Annotated in this window: 22 protein-coding genes; 10 read left to right on the top strand and 12 right to left on the bottom strand. The window is 72.6% G+C overall.

Annotated features, from left to right (window positions below):
• Positions 1–124: 124 nt before the first annotated feature.
• The 3 genes from AMK27_RS20330 to AMK27_RS20320 all read left to right on the top strand — a co-directional run bounded on the left by AMK27_RS20330 (position 125) and on the right by AMK27_RS20320 (position 3,342).
• Entirely contained in the window at positions 125–1,267 is a 1,143-nt protein-coding gene (locus AMK27_RS20330) for an adenylate/guanylate cyclase domain-containing protein (RefSeq protein ID WP_073910093.1), read from the top strand.
• Positions 1,268–1,327: 60 nt separating this feature from the next.
• Complete coding sequence (locus AMK27_RS20325) at positions 1,328–2,122, top strand: enoyl-CoA hydratase/isomerase family protein (protein WP_073910091.1); 795 nt, start codon at positions 1,328–1,330, stop codon at positions 2,120–2,122.
• 80 nt (positions 2,123–2,202) lie between these two features.
• Entirely contained in the window at positions 2,203–3,342 is a 1,140-nt protein-coding gene (locus AMK27_RS20320) for a GGDEF domain-containing protein (protein WP_073910089.1), read from the top strand.
• 839 nt (positions 3,343–4,181) lie between these two features.
• On the opposite strand, the gene AMK27_RS43740 is transcribed toward AMK27_RS20320, so the two are convergent.
• Positions 4,182–4,526 carry a hypothetical protein gene (locus AMK27_RS43740; RefSeq protein ID WP_241847563.1) on the bottom strand — a complete coding sequence of 115 codons (345 nt, stop codon included), beginning with the start codon at positions 4,524–4,526 and terminating at the stop codon, positions 4,182–4,184.
• Positions 4,527–5,357: 831 nt separating this feature from the next.
• On the opposite strand from AMK27_RS43740, the gene AMK27_RS42715 reads away from it, so the two are divergent.
• Positions 5,358–5,501, top strand: coding sequence for a hypothetical protein (locus tag AMK27_RS42715; RefSeq protein WP_158076925.1), 144 nt, complete (start codon positions 5,358–5,360; stop codon positions 5,499–5,501).
• A gap of 1 nt (position 5,502) precedes the next feature.
• Here AMK27_RS42715 and AMK27_RS20310 read toward each other — a convergent pair whose 3' ends face one another.
• A complete protein-coding gene (locus AMK27_RS20310) occupies positions 5,503–6,537 on the bottom strand; it encodes a hypothetical protein (RefSeq protein ID WP_073910085.1) in 1,035 nt (344 codons plus the stop codon).
• A 253-nt stretch (positions 6,538–6,790) separates the two neighbouring features.
• Between AMK27_RS20310 and hutH the strand changes: the two genes are divergently transcribed.
• Entirely contained in the window at positions 6,791–8,332 is a 1,542-nt protein-coding gene (hutH, locus tag AMK27_RS20305) for a histidine ammonia-lyase (protein WP_073910083.1), read from the top strand.
• A gap of 105 nt (positions 8,333–8,437) precedes the next feature.
• On the opposite strand, the gene AMK27_RS20300 is transcribed toward hutH, so the two are convergent.
• Entirely contained in the window at positions 8,438–8,707 is a 270-nt protein-coding gene (locus AMK27_RS20300) for a hypothetical protein (RefSeq protein WP_198955911.1), read from the bottom strand.
• Between the two features lie 111 nt (positions 8,708–8,818).
• On the opposite strand from AMK27_RS20300, the gene AMK27_RS20295 reads away from it, so the two are divergent.
• The gene (locus tag AMK27_RS20295) at positions 8,819–9,160 is read left to right on the top strand and encodes a hypothetical protein (protein ID WP_073910077.1); all 342 of its coding nucleotides are present in this window, start codon (positions 8,819–8,821) and stop codon (positions 9,158–9,160) included.
• Between the two features lie 217 nt (positions 9,161–9,377).
• Positions 9,378–10,649 carry a L,D-transpeptidase gene (locus AMK27_RS20290; RefSeq protein ID WP_073910074.1) on the top strand — a complete coding sequence of 424 codons (1,272 nt, stop codon included), beginning with the start codon at positions 9,378–9,380 and terminating at the stop codon, positions 10,647–10,649.
• 58 nt (positions 10,650–10,707) lie between these two features.
• On the opposite strand, the gene AMK27_RS20285 is transcribed toward AMK27_RS20290, so the two are convergent.
• The gene (locus AMK27_RS20285) at positions 10,708–11,577 is read right to left on the bottom strand and encodes a helix-turn-helix domain-containing protein (RefSeq protein ID WP_073910072.1); all 870 of its coding nucleotides are present in this window, start codon (positions 11,575–11,577) and stop codon (positions 10,708–10,710) included.
• Positions 11,578–11,705: 128 nt separating this feature from the next.
• On the opposite strand from AMK27_RS20285, the gene AMK27_RS20280 reads away from it, so the two are divergent.
• Positions 11,706–12,758 carry an NAD(P)-dependent alcohol dehydrogenase gene (locus tag AMK27_RS20280; RefSeq protein ID WP_073910069.1) on the top strand — a complete coding sequence of 351 codons (1,053 nt, stop codon included), beginning with the start codon at positions 11,706–11,708 and terminating at the stop codon, positions 12,756–12,758.
• 188 nt (positions 12,759–12,946) lie between these two features.
• Positions 12,947–13,303, top strand: a complete 357-nt coding sequence (locus AMK27_RS20275) for a DUF1330 domain-containing protein (protein ID WP_073910066.1) — start codon at positions 12,947–12,949, stop codon at positions 13,301–13,303.
• Here AMK27_RS20275 and abc-f read toward each other — a convergent pair.
• The 4 genes from abc-f to AMK27_RS20255 form a co-directional block, all read right to left on the bottom strand.
• A complete protein-coding gene (gene abc-f / locus AMK27_RS20270; RefSeq protein WP_073910064.1) occupies positions 13,286–14,923 on the bottom strand; it encodes a ribosomal protection-like ABC-F family protein in 1,638 nt (545 codons plus the stop codon). The genes AMK27_RS20275 and abc-f overlap by 18 nt on opposite strands.
• A gap of 212 nt (positions 14,924–15,135) precedes the next feature.
• Positions 15,136–15,741: a DUF3885 domain-containing protein gene (locus AMK27_RS20265; RefSeq protein WP_241847562.1), complete on the bottom strand. Its 606-nt coding sequence runs from the start codon at positions 15,739–15,741 to the stop codon at positions 15,136–15,138.
• The gene (gene msrA / locus AMK27_RS20260; RefSeq protein ID WP_073910061.1) at positions 15,738–16,403 is read right to left on the bottom strand and encodes a peptide-methionine (S)-S-oxide reductase MsrA; all 666 of its coding nucleotides are present in this window, start codon (positions 16,401–16,403) and stop codon (positions 15,738–15,740) included. The genes AMK27_RS20265 and msrA overlap by 4 nt, the downstream gene beginning before the upstream one ends.
• 137 nt (positions 16,404–16,540) lie before the next feature.
• The gene (locus tag AMK27_RS20255; protein ID WP_073911825.1) at positions 16,541–17,647 is read right to left on the bottom strand and encodes a hypothetical protein; all 1,107 of its coding nucleotides are present in this window, start codon (positions 17,645–17,647) and stop codon (positions 16,541–16,543) included.
• 73 nt (positions 17,648–17,720) lie between these two features.
• On the opposite strand from AMK27_RS20255, the gene AMK27_RS20250 reads away from it, so the two are divergent.
• A complete protein-coding gene (locus AMK27_RS20250; RefSeq protein ID WP_073910058.1) occupies positions 17,721–18,875 on the top strand; it encodes a cystathionine gamma-synthase in 1,155 nt (384 codons plus the stop codon).
• Positions 18,876–18,953: 78 nt separating this feature from the next.
• Here AMK27_RS20250 and AMK27_RS20245 read toward each other — a convergent pair whose 3' ends face one another.
• The 4 genes from AMK27_RS20245 to AMK27_RS20230 are packed head-to-tail and all read right to left on the bottom strand — an operon-like array spanning position 18,954 to position 20,571.
• Positions 18,954–19,145, bottom strand: coding sequence for a DUF1059 domain-containing protein (locus tag AMK27_RS20245; RefSeq protein ID WP_073910055.1), 192 nt, complete (start codon positions 19,143–19,145; stop codon positions 18,954–18,956).
• Between the two features lie 55 nt (positions 19,146–19,200).
• The gene (locus AMK27_RS20240; RefSeq protein ID WP_073910052.1) at positions 19,201–19,452 is read right to left on the bottom strand and encodes a hypothetical protein; all 252 of its coding nucleotides are present in this window, start codon (positions 19,450–19,452) and stop codon (positions 19,201–19,203) included.
• A complete protein-coding gene (locus AMK27_RS20235) occupies positions 19,449–19,931 on the bottom strand; it encodes a sigma factor-like helix-turn-helix DNA-binding protein (RefSeq protein WP_073910049.1) in 483 nt (160 codons plus the stop codon). Before AMK27_RS20235 ends, AMK27_RS20240 begins: the two co-directional genes overlap by 4 nt.
• A 31-nt stretch (positions 19,932–19,962) precedes the next feature.
• Positions 19,963–20,571 (bottom strand): MarR family winged helix-turn-helix transcriptional regulator, encoded by a 609-nt coding sequence (locus AMK27_RS20230; RefSeq protein ID WP_241847561.1) that lies wholly within the window; start codon positions 20,569–20,571, stop codon positions 19,963–19,965.
• Positions 20,572–20,644 lie beyond the last annotated feature (73 nt).

The following is a 20,644-nucleotide window of genomic DNA, read 5'->3' as shown; positions in this document are numbered from 1 at the left end:
GGCCCACGGACACGGGCGGCAGCCTTCAAGGCGTGAGCCAAGCCACAGCTGTCGTATCGTGGACCGCGATCCAGGGCGACAGATCGGCAGGGCAAGTGGGCAGGGAACGGGCAGGAGGCGGCCGGTGACCGTCGACGACGAGAACGAGGGCGGCGCGCCCGAGCCTCCCACGTACCCCACCCCCCATCACGAGGTCGACCACACGGCCGAGCCGAGCGACGATCCGCTCGCCATCCGCCTCGAACAGCTCATCCTCGGCGCGGACCGCCGGTACACCCCGTTCCAGGCCGCCCGCACGGCCGGCGTCTCCATGGAACTCGCCTCCCGCTTCTGGCGCGCCATGGGCTTCGCCGACATCGGCCAGGCCAAGGCGCTCACCGAGGCCGACGTCCTCGCCCTGCGCCGACTGGCCGGACTCGTCGAGGCCGGACTGCTCAGCGAACCGATGGCCGTGCAGGTCGCCCGCTCCACCGGACAGACCACCGCCCGGCTCGCCGAATGGCAGATCGACTCCTTCCTGGAGGGCCTCACCGAGCCGCCCGAGCCCGGCATGACCCGCACCGAGGTCACGTATCCGCTGGTCGAGCTGCTCCTGCCCGAGCTGGAGGAGTTCCTCATCTACGTCTGGCGGCGGCAGCTCGCCGCCGCCACCGGCCGGGTGCTCGTGCAGGCCGCCGACGACGAGGAGATGGTCGACCGGCGGCTCGCGGTCGGCTTCGCGGACCTGGTCGGCTTCACCCGGCTGACCCGCCGCCTGGAGGAGGAGGAGCTCGGCGAGCTCGTCGAGGCCTTCGAGACGACCTGCGCCGACCTCGTCGCCGCACACGGCGGCCGGCTCATCAAGACCCTCGGCGACGAGGTGCTGTACGCCGCGGACGACGCCGGTACGGCCGCCGAGATCGCGCTGCGCCTGATCGAGACCCTCGGCCACGACGAGACGATGCCCGCGCTGCGCGTCGGCATCGCCTTCGGCACGGTGACGACCCGGATGGGCGACGTCTTCGGCACGACCGTGAACCTGGCGAGCCGGCTCACCTCGATAGCGCCGAAGGACGCCGTCCTCGTCGACGGCGCGCTCGCGGAGGAACTGATCAGGACGGGTGAGGCGCCCGCCTCGGAGACGCAGGCCGCCGAGGAGGCCGCCCACGCGGAGAAGGAGGGCCGCCAGGCCGCCACGTACCGCTTCGCGCTCCAGCCGATGTGGCAGCGGCCCGTCCGCGGTCTCGGCGTCGTCGAACCCTGGCTCCTGACCCGCCGCCCCACCTAGGATCTCCCGTGCACGCCTGTTAACAGCCGTTAACAGGCTCTGGATCGGGAGGGTGCGGTCATGTCCGAGCAGCGCTTCGGTGAGTTCGTGGTGGTCCGGAAGGACGGGAACGGGCACGTCGCCGAGCTGGTCCTCGACCGGCCCAAGGCGATGAACGCCGTCTCGTCCGAGATGGCCCGCTCCCTCGGCGCCGCCTGCGACGCGCTCGCGGCCGACCCCTCGGTCCGCGTCACCGTGCTGACCTCCTCGAACGACCGGGCGTTCTGCGTCGGCGCCGACCTCAAGGAGCGCAACTCCTTCACCGACGCCGAGCTGGTCCGCCAGCGGCCGACCGCCCGCGCCGCCTACACCGGCGTCCTGGAGCTGCCCATGCCGACCGTCGCCGCCGTGCACGGCTTCGCCCTCGGCGGCGGCTTCGAGCTGGCGCTCGCCTGCGACGTGATCGTGGCCGACGCGACCGCCGTGGTCGGACTCCCCGAGGTGTCCGTGGGCGTCATCCCGGGCGGCGGCGGTACGCAGCTGCTGCCGCGCCGGGTGGGCGCGGCGCGCGCGGCCGAGCTGGTCTTCACGGCCCGCCGGGTGGAGGCCGCGGAGGCCCGCGAGCTGGGCCTGGTCGACCTCCTGGAGGAGGACGCGCGGACGGCGGCGCTGGAGCTCGCGGGCCGGATCGCGGCGAACTCGCCCGTCGGGCTGCGGGCCGCGAAGAAGGCCATGCGGCTGGGCCAGGGCCTGGACCTGCGGGCGGGCCTCGAGGTGGAGGACGCGGCCTGGCGCTCGGTGGCGTTCTCGGGTGACCGCGCGGAGGGTGTGGCGGCCTTCAACGAGAAGCGGAAGCCGAACTGGCCGGGCGAGTGAGCCCCGCCGTTCCGCAGCGAATGTCACGTACGGTGACGTCTCGAAGGTGAAAACGGGTCGAACCTCCCTAAGCTGGAGGAATGGGTGAGGACGGACGGCTGCGGGCCGTAGTGGCGCTGGCGCAGGGGATGGCGGCGGCGCACACTCCACGCGAGTTCTGGCGGGCGGCGGCGCTCGGGTCCTGCGAGGGGCTCGACGGCACCTTCGCCGCCCTCTCCGTCTGGCAGCGGGACCACGGACGCCTCAAGGTCCTGGTGAACGCCGGGGAGCGGGCCGTGGGCGAGGAGGAGTTCCCGGACTCGGAGACGTATCCGGTGCACCAGTTCCCCGAGATCACCGAGTTCCTGCACGAGCAGTGGGCGGGCGGCGGCGAGCCGGACGCCTGGGTGGAGACCGCAGAGGACCCGGTCCCGACGGGCCGGGTGGCCGGCCTGCGGCGGCGCGGGCGGGGCTGCTGCGTGGTCGCCCCGATCGTGCTGCACGGCCGGGCGTGGGGCGAGCTGTACGTGGCCCGCCCACCGCAGGAGAAACCTTTCACTCGTGCGGACGCCGACTTCGCCACCGTCCTCGCGGCGGTGGTCGCGGCGGGCATCGCGCAGGCGGAACGCCTGGAGGAGGTCCGCAAGCTCGCGTTCACCGATCCTCTGACGGGACTGGCCAACCGCCGGGCCGTCGACACCCGCCTGGACGAGGCGATCGAGCGCTACCGGGTGGACGGCTCGGTGGTCAGCCTGATGGTCTGCGACCTGAACGGCCTCAAGCGGGTCAACGACACCCACGGCCACGCGGTGGGAGACCGGCTGCTCGAACGCTTCGGATCGGTCCTCTCCCGCTGCGGAGCGATGCTCCCGGGCGCCCTGGCGGCGCGCCTCGGCGGCGACGAGTTCTGCCTCCTGACGGTCGGCCCGACGGCGGACGAGGTGGTGGCGGTCGCGGAGGAGCTCTGCGTACGGGCGGCGGAGCTGGAGCTGGGGGAGGGCGTGGCCTGCGGGGTGGCGTCCACGGGCGACCCGATCGGCCCGCTGAGGTCGGCCCGCCGCCTCTTCCGCCTCGCGGACGCGGCCCAGTACCAGGCGAAGGCGGCCCGCTCGTCGAAACCGGTGGTGGCGGGCCGCGACGGCACGGTCGTCCGCCTGGCGGACGCGCCGCCGGGAGCCCGGGACCGAAGGAGGTTCAGGGACGCGCCACCGGTGGACCCGCCGGTGGGGGGTGGGGGGTGAGGTGAGGGCGAGGTCCTGGGGGTGGGCCGGGTTGGTGGGGTGCGGGTGCGGCCGCCCTCTTTCCGAGTGTGGCGGCCTCCGCCGCCGCGTCAAGGGCGCTCCCTGCGGTCGCGTCGGCTTCGCCGATGGGCTGCGCCCACCCTTGACCCGGCGGCGGAGGCCGCCTTTTCACACTCGGAGGGCGGCCGAGGGCCGGGGCCGACGCCAGGGCCCGGGTAGTGGCCGCCGCTTGGGGGCGTCTGATCGCCGGTGGGTGGGGGGCTTGGTTTGTGGCGGGGGTGAGTGGGCTCCGGTCGGCCGGTTCGGGGTGCGCGGTTGTTGAATGGGGCGGCCCGGCGGCGCTTAGCGGCTGCCCTTCGTCGTTGGGCTGGGACTCAGGCCCCGCTGGTCACTGCCGGTGGGCGGTGGGGTGGGGTCGGTGTGAGTTTCTTACACTTTCAACGCCCGATAAGGGCGATTCGCCCCTCATAGGGCATCTTTCGGGTCGTGTTACTCGGAGTAGCCCGCAGTTTCCTCCACTCACACCCCACCGGGGGTGACCAGCGGGGCCTGAAGCCCCACCACGAACGACCTTCCGCCGCTGAGCCGGGCCCAACTGCCCCATTCAACAACCGCGCACCCACCCACCGGTCGGCACACGCCCGCCGCCCCCGGCCACTGCCCGAGGCCTGGCGTGGACCCGGTCCCCTGGACCGCCCTCCGAGAGTGTTCTCGCTTCTGGAGGTGGTGGGTCAAGGGTGGAGCGCAGCGGAATCGGCGAAGCCGACGCGACGAAGGAGCGCCCTTGACGCACCGCCGGAAGGAGCGACTCTCGGAAAGAGGGCGGTCCCACCCGTCACTCACACACCCGGCCCACCCTGAGGACCCCACCCGAGGCACTCGGAGCAGAGCACCTCGTCGGCGACCGGCCGGAAGAGCATGGGCTGGGTGTGTGCGCCGCCCGCGCACTCCCGCGCGCCTTGGAGGCGCGACGAGAGGCGAGGGCCGGGCGGGGAGGTCGACGGTTCGGGCCGGGGGAGGGTGCGGGGCGGTACCTCGCGCAGCAGGTACCGCACGAGCCCGCCCGGCCGCTGTACGGGCGTTCCGGCGCCCGGCAGGCCGCGCAGGACGTGCTCGTGCACGTCGGCCGAGGTGTGTCCGGCGGCCAGCCAGCGGGCGGTGAGTCGCGTGAGCTCCTCGCGCATGCCGGGTGGGATGTGCCGGAGTGCGGGGGAGAGGAGTGGCAACGCGCCGACGAGCGCGCGTGCTTCGTCGAGTTGTGCGGTCGCCGGGACTTCGCCGGCGGACTCAGGGACCTGCGGTTCCGACGCCGATGCCGACGCCGATTCCGACACCGGTTCGGTCCCGGGCTTCGCCTCCAACGCAAGCGCTGGCTCCGACGTAGGCCCCCCCTCACCCCCCGACCCCGGCTCCGCCGGAAGGTCGGAGGTGTTCTCCCTGCGGTGTTTCTCTGGATGACCGTCGGTCGACGGGGGCGTCGGGTGACCGACGGCCGGGACCGGGGTACTCGGTGCCACCTGCGCGTACACCCGCTCGACGCCGCTGTGCACGGGCATGCGGGCGAAGATCTTGGCGGCTTCCTCCGGGCGTAACGGAGAGCTGGAGACGAGCTGCTGGGTCACCCAGAGTCCGCCGCCCACCTGCACGCGCCGCTCGTGCACGTACCCCTCCGCCTTGAGTTGGCGCTTGGCCGTGGTGAAGGAGGTCGCCCCGATCCGAGCCCGCTTTGCGGTCTCCGACAGGGTTTCCCGCGCGTGTGCGGGGAGCGAGAGCTGCCAGGTGAGGAGCCGCGCGGCATGGGAGTCGAGGCGCGGGTGCCGGATGATCTCGTGAGAGAACTGGCTGAAGGCGCGAGAGGGCGCGATAAAGTTCCGGTAGATCACGGTGGGGCCTAGTCCACTAGTGGTTCAGGCCCGCGTCGTTGGTTCCCGCCGACGACGTGGGCCGATTTGTTGCGAACGTACCGTACGGGCATATGCCCGCAGCGACACGCGGAGTGAAGACCCCCCGTACGAGTGACGGGCCCTCAGGCGCCGCCGCTCCGCGCGGGCGACGTGCTGATGACGCGTACGGCTCCCTGCGGCGTCCGCTTCGAACGCACCGCCACCCCCAACGCCTCGGTCGCCTTCACCGCCTTCGCGCGGATCCGCGCGCTCTGACCTACTGCACGCTCCACCGCGCCGGGTGTCCCGGATCGGCGGGGCAGGCGAAGACGTTCAGCTCGCCGTGGTTGCCGACGACGACCGCGGTCGGCAGGGCCGCCACGCTGGGGTGGAGGCCCTGCTCCTCCAGCGGGGTCCAGCTTCCGCTGCCGCCGTCCCACTCGGACGTGTCGACGGTCAGCAGCAGGTGCATGGGGGTCGCGCAGGTCGTGCAGTCCATCGCGTACGGGTCCGTCTTGTGCCAGGACGCGTACCCGCCGGCCCGCCAGCCGGGCGGGATCGACAGGTCGTACTGGTAGCCGACGGGGTCGGCCTCCTCCCCGCCGTCCTCCCGTTCCTCCGCCTCCTCCTCCAGCGCCTCCTCCCAGGCGTAGATCCGTTCGCACAGCTCCTCGGGCAGCAGTCCCGCGAAGGGGTACGTGACCACCTGCTCCGGGTGCAGGACGCACGGCTCCGGTACGTACCCCTCGTAGCCGACGACCTCCGGAACCGGCGGCGACGTCAGTACGTCGGTCACCTCCGCCGCCCTCCGCCAGCGCACGTGGAGCAACATGCCGTAGCCGGTGGGGCCGTGGGCGTCGAACGGGCACCAGAAGACCTGGAGCAGGTCGGCGCCGTCCGGCCCCGCCGGGAGGTCCGGGACGTCGCGCGCGTAGAGCTGCGCGAGGCCGATCATCGGCACCGGCTCGTCCTCGCTCGCCCCCGGCACCCGGTGCTCGCGCTCCAGCTCCTCGACGAGGCGCCGTTCCTCCTCCGTCAGGCCCTCGTACGGCTCCCGCGCGTGCGCGGCGGCCCGGACCTCGCGCCCGCGGCGGACGTCCTCGGGCCGCCTCCCGCGCCCGCGTCCGTGGGTCTCCGTGCACACCGGCCACGGTTCGTCCGCGGGCCACAGCACCGGTCCGCCGACCGAGCTCTCCGACAGGCCCGGACGGCCCGGCCGCGGGTGCAGGCGGGTGGTGGTGCCCCGGTGGGCGGCCAGTTCAGGGAAGAGCGCTTCGACGTCGAGTGGACGCGGCGGCGTGGTTCTCGTCATGGGCCGACCCTAGAGAGTGCCCCGACCTGTCCACCCCCTGCCTCCCTCCCTTCCGGCGGCACCCCCGGCGCCGCCTCCCGCGTCGCCGGCGCCCCCGGGCGGCAGACTGGAACCCGCCGGTGGCCGCCGGTCCCGCGGCAGCGGTCCGGTGGACCGGCGCTCGCGGTCCAGTAAGGGGCCGTCCCCTGTCGAGCCGGTGACCCCTCACCTAGTGACAGGTTGGTCTTCAATCCGTAGGGTGCTGAATATGGATATGCAGACAGTCGTCCTCGGCACGTCCGGCACGACCCCGCAGGACGTCATCGACGTCGCCCGCCACGGCGCCCGCGTCGAGCTGTCGCCCGAGGCCGTGGAGGCCCTGGCCGCCGCCCGCAACATCGTCGACGCGCTCGCCGCCAAGCCCGAGCCCGTCTACGGGGTCTCCACCGGCTTCGGCGCGCTCGCCACCCGGCACATCGGCCATGAGCTCCGCGCCCAGCTCCAGCGCAACATCGTCCGCTCGCACGCCGCCGGCATGGGCCCGCGCGTCGAGCGCGAGGTCGTCCGCGCCCTGATGTTCCTGCGGCTCAAGACCGTCGCCTCCGGCCGCACCGGCGTCCGCCCCGAGGTCGCGCAGACCATGGCCGACGTCCTCAACGCCGGCATCACCCCGGTCGTGCACGAGTACGGCTCCCTCGGCTGCTCCGGCGACCTCGCCCCGCTCTCCCACTGCGCCCTCGCGCTCATGGGCGAGGGCGACGCCGAGGGCCCCGACGGCGAGCTCCGGCCCGCCGGCGAGCTGCTCGCCGCCCACGGCATCGCCCCCGTCGAGCTCAAGGAGAAGGAGGGCCTCGCCCTCCTCAACGGCACCGACGGCATGCTCGGCATGCTGATCATGGCGCTCGCCGACCTCGACACCCTCTACAAGTCGGCCGACATCACCGCCGCCCTCTCCCTCGAAGCCCTCCTCGGCACCGAGAAGGTCCTCGAACCCGAGCTGCACGCCATCCGCCCGCACCCGGGCCAGACGGCCTCCGCCGCCAACATGCTGGCCGTCCTCAAGGGCTCCGAGCTCACCGGGCACTTCCAGAGCGGCGAGGCCCCCCGCGTCCAGGACGCCTACTCGGTCCGCTGCGCCCCGCAGGTCGCCGGCGCCGGCCGCGACACCATGGCCCACGCCCTGCTCGTCGCCGAGCGCGAGCTGGCCGCCGCCGTCGACAACCCGGTGGTCCTCCCCGACGGCCAGGTCCGCTCCAACGGCAACTTCCACGGCGCGCCCGTCGCGTACGTCCTCGACTTCCTCGCCATCGCCGCCGCCGACCTCGGCTCCATCGCCGAGCGCCGCACCGACCGGCTCCTCGACAAGAACCGCTCGCACGGCCTGCCGCCCTTCCTCGCCGACGACGCCGGTGTCGACTCGGGCCTGATGATCGCCCAGTACACCCAGGCCGCCCTGGTCAGCGAGATGAAGCGGCTCGCCGTCCCGGCCTCCGCCGACTCCATCCCGTCCTCGGCGATGCAGGAGGACCACGTCTCCATGGGCTGGTCCGCCGCCCGCAAGCTGCGCATCGCGATCGGCAACCTCAACCGGATCATCGCCGTCGAGCTGTACGCCGCCACCCGCGGCATCGAGCTCCGCCACGGCCTGTCCCCGGCGCCCGCCTCCGCCGCCGCCATCGAGGCGCTGCGCGCGGCCGGCGTCCAGGGCCCCGGCCCGGACCGGTTCCTCGCCCCCGACCTGGCGGCCGCCGACACCTTCGTACGCGAAGGGAAGCTGCTCGCCGCGGTGGAGCCGGTCACCGGCCCGCTGGCGTAACCCTGAGAAGACGTGTGACCCGTCCCGGACTCCCGGGGCGGGTCACACGTGTGTGTACGGAAAGCGCGCCGAAGACAGTACGGAAAGCGCTACGGAGACGGCCGCTCAGGACGTCCGGTCGCGGCGGTGCATCGCCAGCGCCACGAAACCCGCCCCGACCCCCAGGAAGCCCGTCCCGCCCAGCAGGTACGGCAGCGTGTCCCCGCCGCCGGTCTCCGCCAGGCGCCCCTCGCCCGCGGCGGGGCCGTCCTGGATCACCCCGATCCGTACCCCGCCCTGCTCGTCGGTGGCGTTGGCGTTCGGGACGAACCACAGGGCGCACAGCAGCGTGCCCGCGGCGGTCGCGGTCAGCAGTGGGCGGCGGGCGGCGGACACGGAAATTTCGATCCCCCTTGCGGAAACCGCGAATTGGTCGGTGCGCCGATGCTAATGAACACAGCGGGTCGTGGGAAAGCCGGGACCCCCGGGGCGCCTACGCTCCGACCCATGAGTACTTCCGAGACACCGCGCTATGTACGCCTTCGGGTCGATGTGGTCCTGGAGATCGACGGACCGGCCGCACTGGCCTCGGCGGCCGAGGCCAGGATCGACGCCGACGAGTTCATGCCCGAGGAGGAGCGGGTGCCCGCCCGTGCCGCCGCGAACGAGGACAGCGCCGAGGCCCTCGCGTACCTCGTCGAGCCCTTCGACCTGATCCGGGACGTCCCCGGCATCGAGATGGTCCAGGCCTCCTGGAGCAGTGAGGAGATCGAGTACGACCCCGATGCGCTGGAGTGGGATCTCGGCGAGGAAAATGGGCAGGAGGAAGACGACGACGACCGGTCGTAGGACCGGTATCCGACCTGTTCGCAGGCCCCGGGACGGCGTCCCGGGGCCTGCCTCGCGACCAGCGGGCGAAAGGTGACGGGGGCCACTGAGGCTCCGGGAACCGGTCGGGACCGTACGAGCGTGTCGGGCAGTGGTGTTCCCCACAAACGCTCCGCTTCCGGAACGGACGGGGTGTCATGGGCGTTCTTATCAAGAAGTTGGCAGGGGATCGGCGACGATGGAGAAGCGTGTGATGACGGACGGCAAGCGCCGCCGCAGGAGCCTGGCCGCCGCGGCCGCCGTGCTCAGCGGTGTGCTGGTGCTCTCGGCGTGCAGCGACGAGGACAAGGGCGCGGGCTCCTCCGGTTCCGCGACGCCGCAGTCACAGGCCCAGGTCGACGAGGCGGCAGCGCAGAAGACCTCCAAGGCGAAGATCACGATCTCGCCGAAGAACGGCGCGCAGAACGCCTCCATCAACAACGACGCCAAGGTCTCCGTCACCGAGGGCAAGCTCACCGAGGTCGTCATGACCTCCGCCGAGGGCGAGGCCGTCAAGGGCGAGATAGCCGCCGACGGCCTGAGCTGGAAGCCGTCCGGTCAGCTGGAGCGCGCCACGGTCTACAAGATCGCCGCCACGGCCACGGACGCGGAGGGCCTGGAGGCGCACGAGAACTCCTCGTTCACCACGGTCTCCAAGGCCAACAGCTTCATCGGCAACTTCACGCCGGAGGACGGCTCGACCGTCGGCGTCGGCATGCCGGTCTCGATCAACTTCAACAAGGCGATCACCGACAAGAAGGCCGTCCAGGCCGGCATCACGGTGACCTCCAGCAGCGGCCAGGAGATCGTCGGGCACTGGTTCGACGGCACGCGCCTCGACTTCCGTCCGGACGACTACTGGACCGAGGGCTCGACCGTCACCCTCAAGCTCGACCTCGACGGCGTCGAGGGCGCCGACGGTGTCTTCGGCGTCCAGCAGAAGACCGTCACCTTCAAGATCGGCCGCAACCAGGTCTCCACCGTCGACGTCGCCACCAAGACCATGACGGTCACCCAGGACGGCAAGACGATCAAGACCATCCCGATCTCCGCCGGCTCCCCGGACAACCCGACCTACAACGGTCAGATGGTGATCTCCGAGAAGTTCAAGGAGACCCGGATGAACGGCGCGACCGTCGGCTTCACCGACGACGACGGCAAGGGCGAGTACGACATCAAGGACGTGCCGCACGCCATGCGCCTGTCCACGTCCGGCACCTTCATCCACGGCAACTACTGGGGCCCGGACTCGATCTTCGGCTCGGCCAACACCAGCCACGGCTGCGTCGGCCTGAACGACGTCAAGGGCGCCGGCGACCCGAACCAGCAGGCCGCCTGGCTGTACGACCACTCGATCGTCGGCGACGTCGTGATCGTCAAGAACTCCAAGGACAAGACGATCGCCCCCAGCAACGGCCTCAACGGCTGGAACATGAGCTGGGCGGACTGGAAGGCCGGCTCGGCCGCCTGATCCCCCGGACGCACACGGGAAGGGCCCCCTCCTGGCGGAGGGGGCCCTTCCCGTCCTGTCACCTCAGCGTGTCCGCCGGCTCGTCCACACCCCACTGCGCCAGCAGCCGCAGCGCGTCCGCCGACGCCGACCCCGGCTCCGCCTGGTACGTGATGAGCATCAGGTCCGGGTCCCCGCCCGCCACCTGCATGCTCTCGTACGTCAGCGTCATCTCGCCCACCAGCGGATGCCGCAGCACCTTCGTCCCGTGCCCCTTGTCCGCGACCGTGTGCGCCGCCCACAGCGAGCGGAACTCCTCGCTGCGCACCGACAGTTCGCCGACCAGCGCGAGCAGCGCCGGATCCTCCGGGTAGCAGCCCGCGTACAGCCGCAGGACGCTCACCACCTCGGTCGCCTTGCACTCCCAGTCCCGGTACAGATCACGCGAGTTGGGCCCCAGGAAGACCATCCTGGCCACATTGCGCTCGGCCGGCTCCATCGCCTCGAAGTCGCCCATCAGAGCCCGCGCCATCCGGTTCCAGGCCAGGATGTCGAGCCGCCGGCCCACGAGGAACGCGGGAACGCCCTCCATCGCGTCCAGCAGATGCCGCAGCCCCGGCCGCACCTGCTGGGGGCGGGCGATCGCCGCCCGGTGCTGCTTCTTCTTCGCCGTCGGCTTCGCCAGATGCGTCAGATGCGCCCGCTCCGTGTCGCTCAGCCGCAGGGCACGCGCGATCGAGTCCAGCACCTCCATGGACACATTGCGGCCGTTGCCCTGCTCGAGCCGGGTGTAGTACGCCACCGACACCCCGGCCAGCTGCGCCAGCTCCTCGCGGCGCAGCCCGGGCACCCGGCGGTGGCGCCCGAACTCCGGCAGACCCACGTCCTCCGGCTTCAGACGGGCCCGGCGCGAGCGAAGGAATTCGCTGAGTTCGGCACTGAGATCCATGCGTCCCGATTATCCCAGGTCGCGCGTCCCGGCGGACGGCTGTTCCTGTCCCTGCCAGTGGTAGGCACGCTGGACGTAGGCAGAACAGGGGGCTGGGTGATGCCCGCGCCCTCGCGCAGGCTGGAGCCATGACCACGAACGTGACCACCGTCCCCGCGTACGCCGCACCCGCCGCCAACGCCCCGCTGGAGCGCACCACCGTGCCGCGCCGGCCCGTCGGCGAGCACGACGTCCTCATCGAGATCAAGTACGCCGGCATCTGCCACTCCGACATCCACCAGGCCCGCAACGGCTGGGGCGAGGGCATCTTCCCGATGGTCCCGGGCCACGAGATCGCCGGAATCGTCGCCGAGGTCGGCCCCGGGGTCAGCCGCTTCCAGGTCGGCGACCGGGTCGGCGTCGGCTGCTTCGTCGACTCCTGCCGGGAGTGCGCGTACTGCCTCCAGGGTCTGGAGCAGTACTGCGTCACCGGCGGCACCGGCACGTACAACGCCGTCGGCACCGACGGCGAGCCCACCTACGGCGGCTACTCCAGCCACATCGTCGTCGACGAGAACTACACCCTGCGCATCCCCGAGGGCATCAGCCTCGACGAGGCCGCCCCGCTGCTCTGCGCCGGCATCACCCTCTACTCGCCGCTCGCCCACTGGCAGGCCGGCCCCGGCAAGAAGGTCGCGATCGTCGGCCTCGGCGGCCTCGGCCACATGGGCGTCAAGATCGCCCACGCGCTCGGCGCCGAGGTGACCGTCCTCAGCCAGTCCCTGAAGAAGCAGGAGGACGGCCTGAAGCTTGGCGCCGACCACTACTACGCCACCAGCGACCCGGCGACCTTCACCGAGCTGGCCGGCACCTTCGACCTGGTGATCTCCACGGTCTCCGCGCCGCTGGACTTCAACGCCTACCTCGGCCTGGTCAGGACCGACGGCGCCCTCGTCAACGTCGGCGCCCCCGAGGAGCCCGTCTCCGTCAACCTCTTCTCCCTCATCGGCGGCCGCAAGACCCTCGCGGGCTCGATGATCGGCAGCATCGCCGAGACGCAGGAGATGCTCGACTTCTGCGCCGAGCACGGCCTCGGCGCGGAGATCGAGGTGATCCGCGCCGAGCAGATCAACGAGGCGTACGAGCGGGTGCTCGCCAGCGACGTCCGCTACCGCTTCGTGATCGACGCGGCGACGATCTGACACCGGGCGCCGACACCGCGGGCTGACACCGCGGGGCTGACACCCCGCGCCGACACCGTGCGCCGACACCCGTCCGCTCCGGCGGACGGGTGTCGCGATCATGAGGCCGGGCAGGACGTCGATCATGACGCCGATCATGACCTCAGAGGTCATCGACTCCACGGCGCATGCTCAGGCATTCTTCGATCATGACCGCATACGCCATCGGAAACCTGCACCCGAAGCCCGTCCTCGACGAGGAGGTCTTCACCTACATGGAGCGCGTCCAGAGCACCCTGGACCCCTTCGGAGGCCGCTTCCTCGTCCACGGCGCACCCGCCCGCGAGGTCCCCGAGGGCGAGTGGCCGGGCGCCGTCGTCATCATCGGCTTCCCGTCCTACGACGACGCCCGCGCCTGGTACGCCTCCGCCGCCTACCAGGCCCTCATACCGCTCCGCACCCGCCACATGGCCGGCGACATCCTCCTGATCGAGGGCGTCGCGGACGGGTACGACCCGGCGGCGACGGCCGCCGCCATGCGGGCCGCGTCAGGCGACCAGGCCTGACCGGAGCTCCAGCCGCCGGCCGCCGAAGCCCGCCCGGAAGCGCTCGTCGTGGGAGACCGCGACCACCGCCCCCGGAAAGGCCGCCAGAGCCTCCTCCAGGTCCTCCACCAGGGAGAGCGCCACATGGTTGGTCGGCTCGTCCAGCACCAGCAGATCGACCGGCCGGGTCACCAGCCGGGCCAGCTCCAGACGGCGCTGCTGGCCCACCGAGAGCCGCGCCACCGGCACGGACAGGTCCTCCTCCCGGAAGAGCCCGAGGGCGAGCAGCTCCGCCGCGTGCTCCTCGGGCGGACCGGGACGCCCCGCCGCGTACTCCGTGAGCAGCGGCTTCGGCGACGGCACGGCGGGCAGCTCCTGGCGCAGCCGGCCGACCCGGCCCGAACGGCCGACCGTCCCGCGGTCGGGACACAGGTCCCCGGCGAGGACCCGGAGCAGGGTCGTCTTGCCGGCGCCGTTGGGCCCGGACACGAGCAGCCGGTCCCCGGCCGAGACCCGCAGCGCGTCGATCCGCAGCCGCTCGCCGACGACGACGTCGGCGAGCTCGACGAGCGGCCCGTCGACGGAGCCTCCTTCGGCGCCGGGGGCCGCCGTCGCGATCCGGGCCGTGAAGCGCAGGGGTTCCGGCGGGGCCGGGACCGGGGACCTCCGCAGCTGCTCCAGCCTGACCCGGGCCGCCCTGACCTGCCCCGACAGCTTGTTCTCGTGCGAGCGGCGGTGCTTGCCGAAGCCCTGCCGGGGGTCCTTCCCGGCCCCCGCGAGCCGCTGCCCGGCCGCCGCCACCAGCTCCTCGGTACGGGCCAGCTCCTCCCGCCACTCCTCGTGCTCCTGCACCCTGCGGCGCCGCGCCGCGACCTTCGCCGCGCGGTAGCCGGACCAGCCGTCGCCGTACCGGGTCACCGCGCGGGTGTCCCGGTCGACCTCCAGGATCGTGGTCGCCATCCCCTCCAGGAACGCCCGGTCGTGGGTGACCGCGACGACGGTGCCGCGGTGGGCGCGCAGCCGTTCCTCCAGCCAGTCGGCGGCGGCCCGGTCGAGGTGGTTCGTCGGTTCGTCGAGGAGCAGCAGCTCGGCGCCCGAGGCGAGGACGCAGGCGAGGGCGAGCCGGGACTGCTCGCCGCCGGAGAGCGTGCCGAGGCGCCGCCCGTACGGGACGTGACCGAGGCCGAGCCCGTGCAGGGCGGCGTCCACCCGGGCGTCGGCCTGGTAGCCGCCGCGCTCCTCGTAGCGGGCGGCGAGTTCCCCGTACGCGGCGAGTTCCCCGGGTGTGGCGGAGCCGAGCGTCTCCTCGGCGGCCCGCATCTCCCGCTCCATGGAACGGAGTTCGGCGAGCGCCGCGTCGACGGCGTCCCGCACGGTGTGCTCGGGCCCGAGGCCGAGGGTCTCGGCGAGCGTCTGGGCGAGACGTGCGGCGCCGCCGGGGAAGCGGACGGTCACCTCGCCGGTGTCGGGCGCCTCCGCCCCGGCCAGGAGCCGGAGCAGGGTGGACTTGCCGGAGCCGTTCTCACCGATGACGGCGGCCTTCTCGCCCGGGCGGACGGTGAGCGTGAGCTGGTCGAGGACGGAGCGGTCCCCGTAGGACTTGGAGACGTCTTTCAGGGTCAACTGGGCGCGGTCGCGCATGGGATCTTTCCCTGGGTGCTGGGGGGCGTTCGGGCCGGAGAGGGGACAACGGGACCACCACTGCCGCGCCCCGGGGGCGGCGGATCAGCGGGTCGGACCGTGTCCTCGGCCGGAATCAGAGAAAGAAGTAGAACGCACCCATGCCGGCGAGTGTAGCTACCGGGGGTGCGGTGCCGCCGCTGCTTTTACGGCGTCGTCCAGGAGGGCACTGATCAGTAGCCCGAAGGGTGCGCGGACAGCCACGCGGTGTGCCGGTCGCGCAGCCGGTCCCGCTCCTCGGGGGTGGCGAGGACGACGTCCGCGCCCCCGTCGTACGGAGCGTGGATACGGGTGAGGCCCGTGTCCGTCACGAAGACGCCGGGAAGCGCTTCGTCCGCGGCGGCGCGGAACAGCGGATCGACGCATCCACGTCGCCACGGTCGGCGGTCGGCGTAGTAGAACCAGCGGATGTGATCGTCCGGATCCGGATGGTCGGTCTCGTCCAGGGTGGTCCACAGCGTGCCCTCCGGGTGGAGGGCGGCGCGGTGGGCCGACCAGTGCGTGGGCTCGGACGGGTCGGCCCAGTCGATCGTCACCACGTACACCTCGCCGCCCGCGAACAGCTCGTCGAGGACCGTGTTGTACCGGTCGAGGAGGATCGCGTACTCGGTCTCGTCCTCCGCGTAGCGCTTCGACCCCGGCAGGCTGTGGAACCGCACCCAGCGGCTCGCGTAGGCCGTCTTCAGCTCCCACGGCAGCACCGGCCCGGCAGGCCGGTGGGCCTGCCAGAGCCGGGTCAGCCGCTCGTGGGCCGGGTCGGCGAGCGGGGCGCTGCTCACTCCCCGGGTGCCTTCGCGACACCGATCGGGCACGAGACGCCCGTGCCGCCGATGCCGCAGTAGCCCCCGGGGTTCTTGTCCAGGTACTGCTGGTGGTATCCCTCCGCCGGGTAGAAGGCGCGGCCCTCCGCCGGGAGGATCTCCGTGCTGATCGTGCCGTAGCCGGAGCCCGTCAGGACCTGCTGGTAGGCCTCGCGGGAGGCGTCGGCGGTCGCCGCCTGGGCGGGGGAGTGGGTGTAGACGGCCGAGCGGTACTGGGTGCCCACGTCGTTGCCCTGGCGGAAGCCCTGGGTCGGGTCGTGGGACTCCCAGAAGAGCTTCAGGAGGGACTCGTACGAGACCTTCGCCGGGTCGAAGACGACCCGGACGACCTCGGTGTGACCGGTCAGGCCCGAGCAGACCTCCTCGTAGGCCGGGTTCGGCGTGTAGCCGCCCTGGTAGCCGACGAGGGTGGTCCAGACGCCCTCGGTCTGCCAGAACTTGCGCTCGGCGCCCCAGAAGCAGCCGAGGGCGAAGTCGGCGACCTCCAGGCCCTCCGGGTACGGGCCGAGGAGCGCGTTGCCGAGGACCGTGTGGCGCTCGGGAACGGCGAACTCCGGCTCGGGACGGCCGCGCAGGGCCTGCTCGGGGGTGGGGAGGACGGGGGTGCGGGACAGGAACATGCTGCATCTCTCCTCGACGGTCGGCAGTGGTCACAACGCCGGCGGGCGCGGAGGGATTCCCCGAGGCGCTCCTCGGAGGGGCTCCGGGAAGGGGGCCCCGAAGGGGTCCCTCGGAGGGGCGCCCGCCCTCCGCGCCGTCAGTGCGGCAGCGTCGCCGGGTTGCCGCCGTTCGCCTCGTACCCCGCCACCGCCAGGTTCCGGAAGACCGTGAACTCCGCCGCCGGGTCGCCGCTCAGCGTCCACGGCACCGCGCCCACGTGCCCGTCGACCTTCACCAGCTGGTGCATGGCCTCCGCCCAGCGTTCGCCGCGCACCAGGAACCAGACGAGCAGATGGCGCACGTGCGCCAGCATCGGGTCGTCGGACCGGGCCGAGTGCACCGCGTACAGCGCGCCGTCCATCGCCTTCGACACCACGGCCGTACGGAAGAAGTCCTGGACGAGCACCACGTCCGGCACGTGCTCGTACACCGCGAACAGCGGGAGCGCCGCGAGCAGCGAACCCCGCGGGGCGCGCGCCGCGGCCGTCGTCGCGAAGTGGTCGGCCTCCTCGCGGGAGCCGTGCCACTTCTCGCACCAGTAGTGCAGGGCCGCGAGGTGCGCGCCCATGTGCTGCGGCGCCCGGTCGATGACCCGCGCCCACACCTGGTCGAACTGCTCGTGGCTGTAGCCGAGGCCGCGGGCCACGGCCAGCTGCGTGATGGAGGGGACGGGGTCGCCCGGGGCGAGCAGCGCGGCCTCCTCGGTGACCTTCCGCGCCTCCTCCAGGATGATCCGGAAGTCCTCGGTCCCGGCCGCCGAGGAACGCCAGGCCTGCTGCACCAGGAACTCGCCGTGCACGGCCGCGCCGCCCGCGTCCTTCGGGGCCTCCGCCCGCCACGTCCGCAGCCAGGCGCCGCCGACGCCGGGCCGCTCCTGGAGTTCCAGGGACGCGGCGCCCGCGAAGGCCTGGACGCGCTGCCAGCGCACCTCGCCCTCCTTGTCGGTGGCGGCGAGGAGCCGCGACGCGGCCCGCCAGTCCTGGGTGGCCTGGACGACGTCGAGGACGTGCAGGAGCTCGTCGTCCGCGCCCGGGAGCCGTACGTCCTGGTCCTCCTGGCGCACGAATCCGTACGCCTCCGGGTCCGCCGCGTCGGGTGCGCCCGGAGCGACCTGCCGGATGCCGCCACCGCGGCGGCGCAGCAGGTAGGGGCCGAGGACGCCGAACAGCAGGCCCAGCGCGATCAGGAACCAGAGAATCTCCATGGTGTCCATTGTCCAGGACGCGTGGTGAGACGATCGCGGCGCCGGGGGCCGCTCGGGACTACGCTCCTGACACATGAGCGACCAGCACTCTCACCAGAGCTTCGAGACCCGCGCGATCCACGCGGGCAACACCGCCGACCCGCTGACCGGCGCGGTCGTCCCGCCCATCTACCAGGTGTCCACCTACAAGCAGGACGGCGTGGGCGGGCTGCGCGGCGGTTACGAGTACAGCCGCAGCGCCAACCCCACCCGTACGGCCCTTGAGGAGAACCTGGCGGCCCTGGAGGGCGGCCGGCGCGGTCTCGCCTTCGCCTCGGGCCTGGCCGCCGAGGACTGCCTGCTGCGCGCGCTCCTCGCGCCCGGTGACCACGTGGTCATCCCGAACGACGCCTACGGCGGCACGTTCCGGCTGTTCGCCAAGGTCGTGCAGCGCTGGGGCGTCGACTTCTCCGTCGCGAACACCTCCGACGTCGAGGCGGTGCGCGGCGCCGTCAACGACCGCACGAAGCTGATCTGGGTCGAGACCCCGTCGAATCCGCTGCTCGGCATCACCGACATCGAGGCGATCGCGGGCGTCGCCCGCCAGGCCGGCGTGAAGCTCGTCGTGGACAACACCTTCGCCTCGCCGTACCTCCAGCAGCCGCTGGCGCTGGGCGCGGACGTCGTCGTGCACTCCCTCACCAAGTACATGGGCGGCCACTCCGACGTCGTCGGCGGCGCGCTGGTGACGGCCGACGAGGCGCTCGGCGAGGAGCTGGCGTACCACCAGAACGCGATGGGCGCGGTCGCCGGCCCGTTCGACTCGTGGATCGTGCTGCGCGGCATCAAGACCCTCGCGGTCCGCATGGACCGGCACAGCGAGAACGCCGAGAAGATCGTCGAGATGCTGGTCCAGCACCCGAAGGTCACGCAGGTCCTCTACCCGGGTCTCCCGGAGCACCCGGGGCACGAGGTCGCCGCCAAGCAGATGCGTTCCTTCGGCGGCATGATCTCGTTCCGCGTGGAGGGCGGCGAGGAGGCGGCCGTCGAGGTCTGCAACCGTGCGCAGCTCTTCACCCTCGGTGAGTCCCTCGGCGGTGTCGAGTCCCTCATCGAGCACCCGGGCCGGATGACCCACGCGAGCGTCGCGGGTTCCGCCCTGGAGGTTCCGGCCGACCTCGTCCGTCTCTCGGTGGGCATCGAGAACGTCGACGACCTGCTGGCGGACCTGCGGCAGGCGCTGGGCTAGTCGCCGGTACGGGGCCGGGCGGGCGTTCCGCGGTGTCGCGGAGCGCCCGCCCGGCCCGTCGTGCGGGTACGGCTCGTCTCAGGTGCCGGGCAGTGGCTCCTTCATGGAGGCCCGGATCTCCGCGCGGAGTTCGGGGCTGTCCGTGTGCTCGTGGACGGAGACCACGTGCTGGACGGCGGCCCGTTCGAGTTCCTCCTCCTCGCCCGACATGTAGAGGGAGCAGCCGGAGACGCTCGGGGTGTCCCGGCAGTCGGTGGCTTTCCTGGCCATGACGACCTCCTGACGGGCCTGCGGGCAGGCCCCTCCTTCCAGGCTAGGACCGTCCTCACACGCCGTCGAACGGCGGAGTGGTCTCCAGCGCCGGGGGCTCCCAGGGCTGTGCCGCCGACGCCCAGAGGACGAAGGCGAGCACGGCGAGCGCGAACAGGGTCCAGGCCAGCCGTCGTGCCGCGCGGTTCCTTCGGAGCAGGCGGGCGCCGCGTTCCGCGGCCTCTCCTGCGAGGCTGCCGGGGACCGGCGGGTGCGGGGTGTCGAGGAGGCGCCGGACCGCCGCCTCCTTGTCCTCGTACCGGCTCATGCGGCGGTTCTCCCGGCGGGCTGCCCGGCGGCGCGGCCGGCGGTTCTCAGGGTGGCCACCGCCCGGGCGTGGACGGCCCTGACGCGGGCCTCGGACAGGCCGAGCAGGGCCGCGACCTGTTCCTCGGCGACCCCCTCGTACAGCCGGAGGACGACGACGAGCCGTTCCTGCGGGTGGAGGGCGGAGAGCACGCCGCCCCGGCCGCCGTGGTGCCGCCAGGCGGTGCGGGCGAAGCGGGCGGCGAGCGCGCGCCGGGTGAGGTCGTACGGGTCCTCGTCCCGCAGCCGTTCCCACACCGCGTAGGTGTGGGCCAGGGCGGCGGTCAGCAGGGCCTGGGCGTACGGGTTGCGGGTCCGGGTCTCGGCGGTGAGCAGGGTCGCGGTGTGCAGCAGCCGGCCTGCCGCCCCGGCCACGAACGCGTCGAACTCCCGGGTGCGGTAGGCGCGTTCGGTACGGGGTCCGTTCCGCTGCTGTCCCACGTCCTCATCTGAGGACAGCGCGGGGGCGGGGTCAAGAGGTCTGCGCGGACTCACTCGTCCCGTCGGCCCGGTCGTCGGCGACGAGCGCGGTTCCCGCCGGGTCAGCCGGGTCCGCCGTGGCGGGCGGCGCCGTGGCGGCGGATTCCGTCGAGGGTACGCCCGTGTGCGCCGACTGCCGTGCGGACAGGGCGGTGTTGAAGCGGGTGAGCAGGGTGCAGAAGGACTCCCGCTCGTCCGGTGTCCAGCCTTCCGTGACCTCCACCATCAGCTGGCGGCGCGAGGAGCGGACCTCCTCCAGGCGGGCGAGTCCGCGGGGCGACAGCTGGAGCACGACCGCGCGCCCGTCCTCGGGGTGCGAGGTGCGCTTGACCAGGCCGGTGTCGACGAGCGGGGCGACCTGGCGGGTGACGGTCGAGGAGTCGATCCCCATGCCCGCGGCCAGGGCCTTGACGCCCATCGGGCCTTCCTGGTCAAGACGGTTGAGGAGCAGGTACGCGGCCCGGTCCATCGAGTTGCGGAGCTGGCCGGTGCCGCCGAGGCGGGTCTGCTCGGCCCGGCGGGCGAAGACGGCCACCTGGTGCTGGAGGGCATCGAGGAGACCGGGGTCGAACTCAGTCGTCATGTCCTGAGATGTGGGCATGGCTGTGGGTCTCTCTCGTGCGGGGGTGGTCGGTTGGTGGGGGACAGAGTACGCGGCCCCGGGGAGGTCCGTA

This window comes from Streptomyces sp. CB02009 (assembly GCF_001905825.1).
Lineage (GTDB): Bacteria > Actinomycetota > Actinomycetes > Streptomycetales > Streptomycetaceae > Streptomyces.
This window is presented reverse-complemented; position numbering and strand designations above follow the sequence as displayed.

Excerpts from the sequence above, each read along its gene's own strand:
- AMK27_RS20320 (WP_073910089.1), top strand. The coding sequence starts at position 2,203 with ATGGGTGAGGACGGACGGCTGCGGGCCGTAGTGGCGCTGGCGCAGGGG.
- abc-f (WP_073910064.1), bottom strand. The coding sequence starts at position 14,923 with ATGCGCGACCGCGCCCAGTTGACCCTGAAAGACGTCTCCAAGTCCTAC.
- hutH (WP_073910083.1), top strand. The coding sequence starts at position 6,791 with ATGCAGACAGTCGTCCTCGGCACGTCCGGCACGACCCCGCAGGACGTC.
- AMK27_RS20240 (WP_073910052.1), bottom strand. The coding sequence starts at position 19,452 with ATGAGCCGGTACGAGGACAAGGAGGCGGCGGTCCGGCGCCTCCTCGAC.
- AMK27_RS20285 (WP_073910072.1), bottom strand. The coding sequence starts at position 11,577 with ATGGATCTCAGTGCCGAACTCAGCGAATTCCTTCGCTCGCGCCGGGCC.
- AMK27_RS20280 (WP_073910069.1), top strand. The coding sequence starts at position 11,706 with ATGACCACGAACGTGACCACCGTCCCCGCGTACGCCGCACCCGCCGCC.
- AMK27_RS20325 (WP_073910091.1), top strand. The coding sequence starts at position 1,328 with ATGTCCGAGCAGCGCTTCGGTGAGTTCGTGGTGGTCCGGAAGGACGGG.
- AMK27_RS20230 (WP_241847561.1), bottom strand. The coding sequence starts at position 20,571 with ATGCCCACATCTCAGGACATGACGACTGAGTTCGACCCCGGTCTCCTC.
- AMK27_RS20250 (WP_073910058.1), top strand. The coding sequence starts at position 17,721 with ATGAGCGACCAGCACTCTCACCAGAGCTTCGAGACCCGCGCGATCCAC.
- msrA (WP_073910061.1), bottom strand. The coding sequence starts at position 16,403 with ATGTTCCTGTCCCGCACCCCCGTCCTCCCCACCCCCGAGCAGGCCCTG.
- AMK27_RS20310 (WP_073910085.1), bottom strand. The coding sequence starts at position 6,537 with ATGACGAGAACCACGCCGCCGCGTCCACTCGACGTCGAAGCGCTCTTC.
- AMK27_RS20245 (WP_073910055.1), bottom strand. The coding sequence starts at position 19,145 with ATGGCCAGGAAAGCCACCGACTGCCGGGACACCCCGAGCGTCTCCGGC.
- AMK27_RS20255 (WP_073911825.1), bottom strand. The coding sequence starts at position 17,647 with ATGGAGATTCTCTGGTTCCTGATCGCGCTGGGCCTGCTGTTCGGCGTC.
- AMK27_RS20275 (WP_073910066.1), top strand. The coding sequence starts at position 12,947 with ATGACCGCATACGCCATCGGAAACCTGCACCCGAAGCCCGTCCTCGAC.
- AMK27_RS20295 (WP_073910077.1), top strand. The coding sequence starts at position 8,819 with ATGAGTACTTCCGAGACACCGCGCTATGTACGCCTTCGGGTCGATGTG.
- AMK27_RS20290 (WP_073910074.1), top strand. The coding sequence starts at position 9,378 with ATGGAGAAGCGTGTGATGACGGACGGCAAGCGCCGCCGCAGGAGCCTG.
- AMK27_RS43740 (WP_241847563.1), bottom strand. The coding sequence starts at position 4,526 with ATGCGCGAGGAGCTCACGCGACTCACCGCCCGCTGGCTGGCCGCCGGA.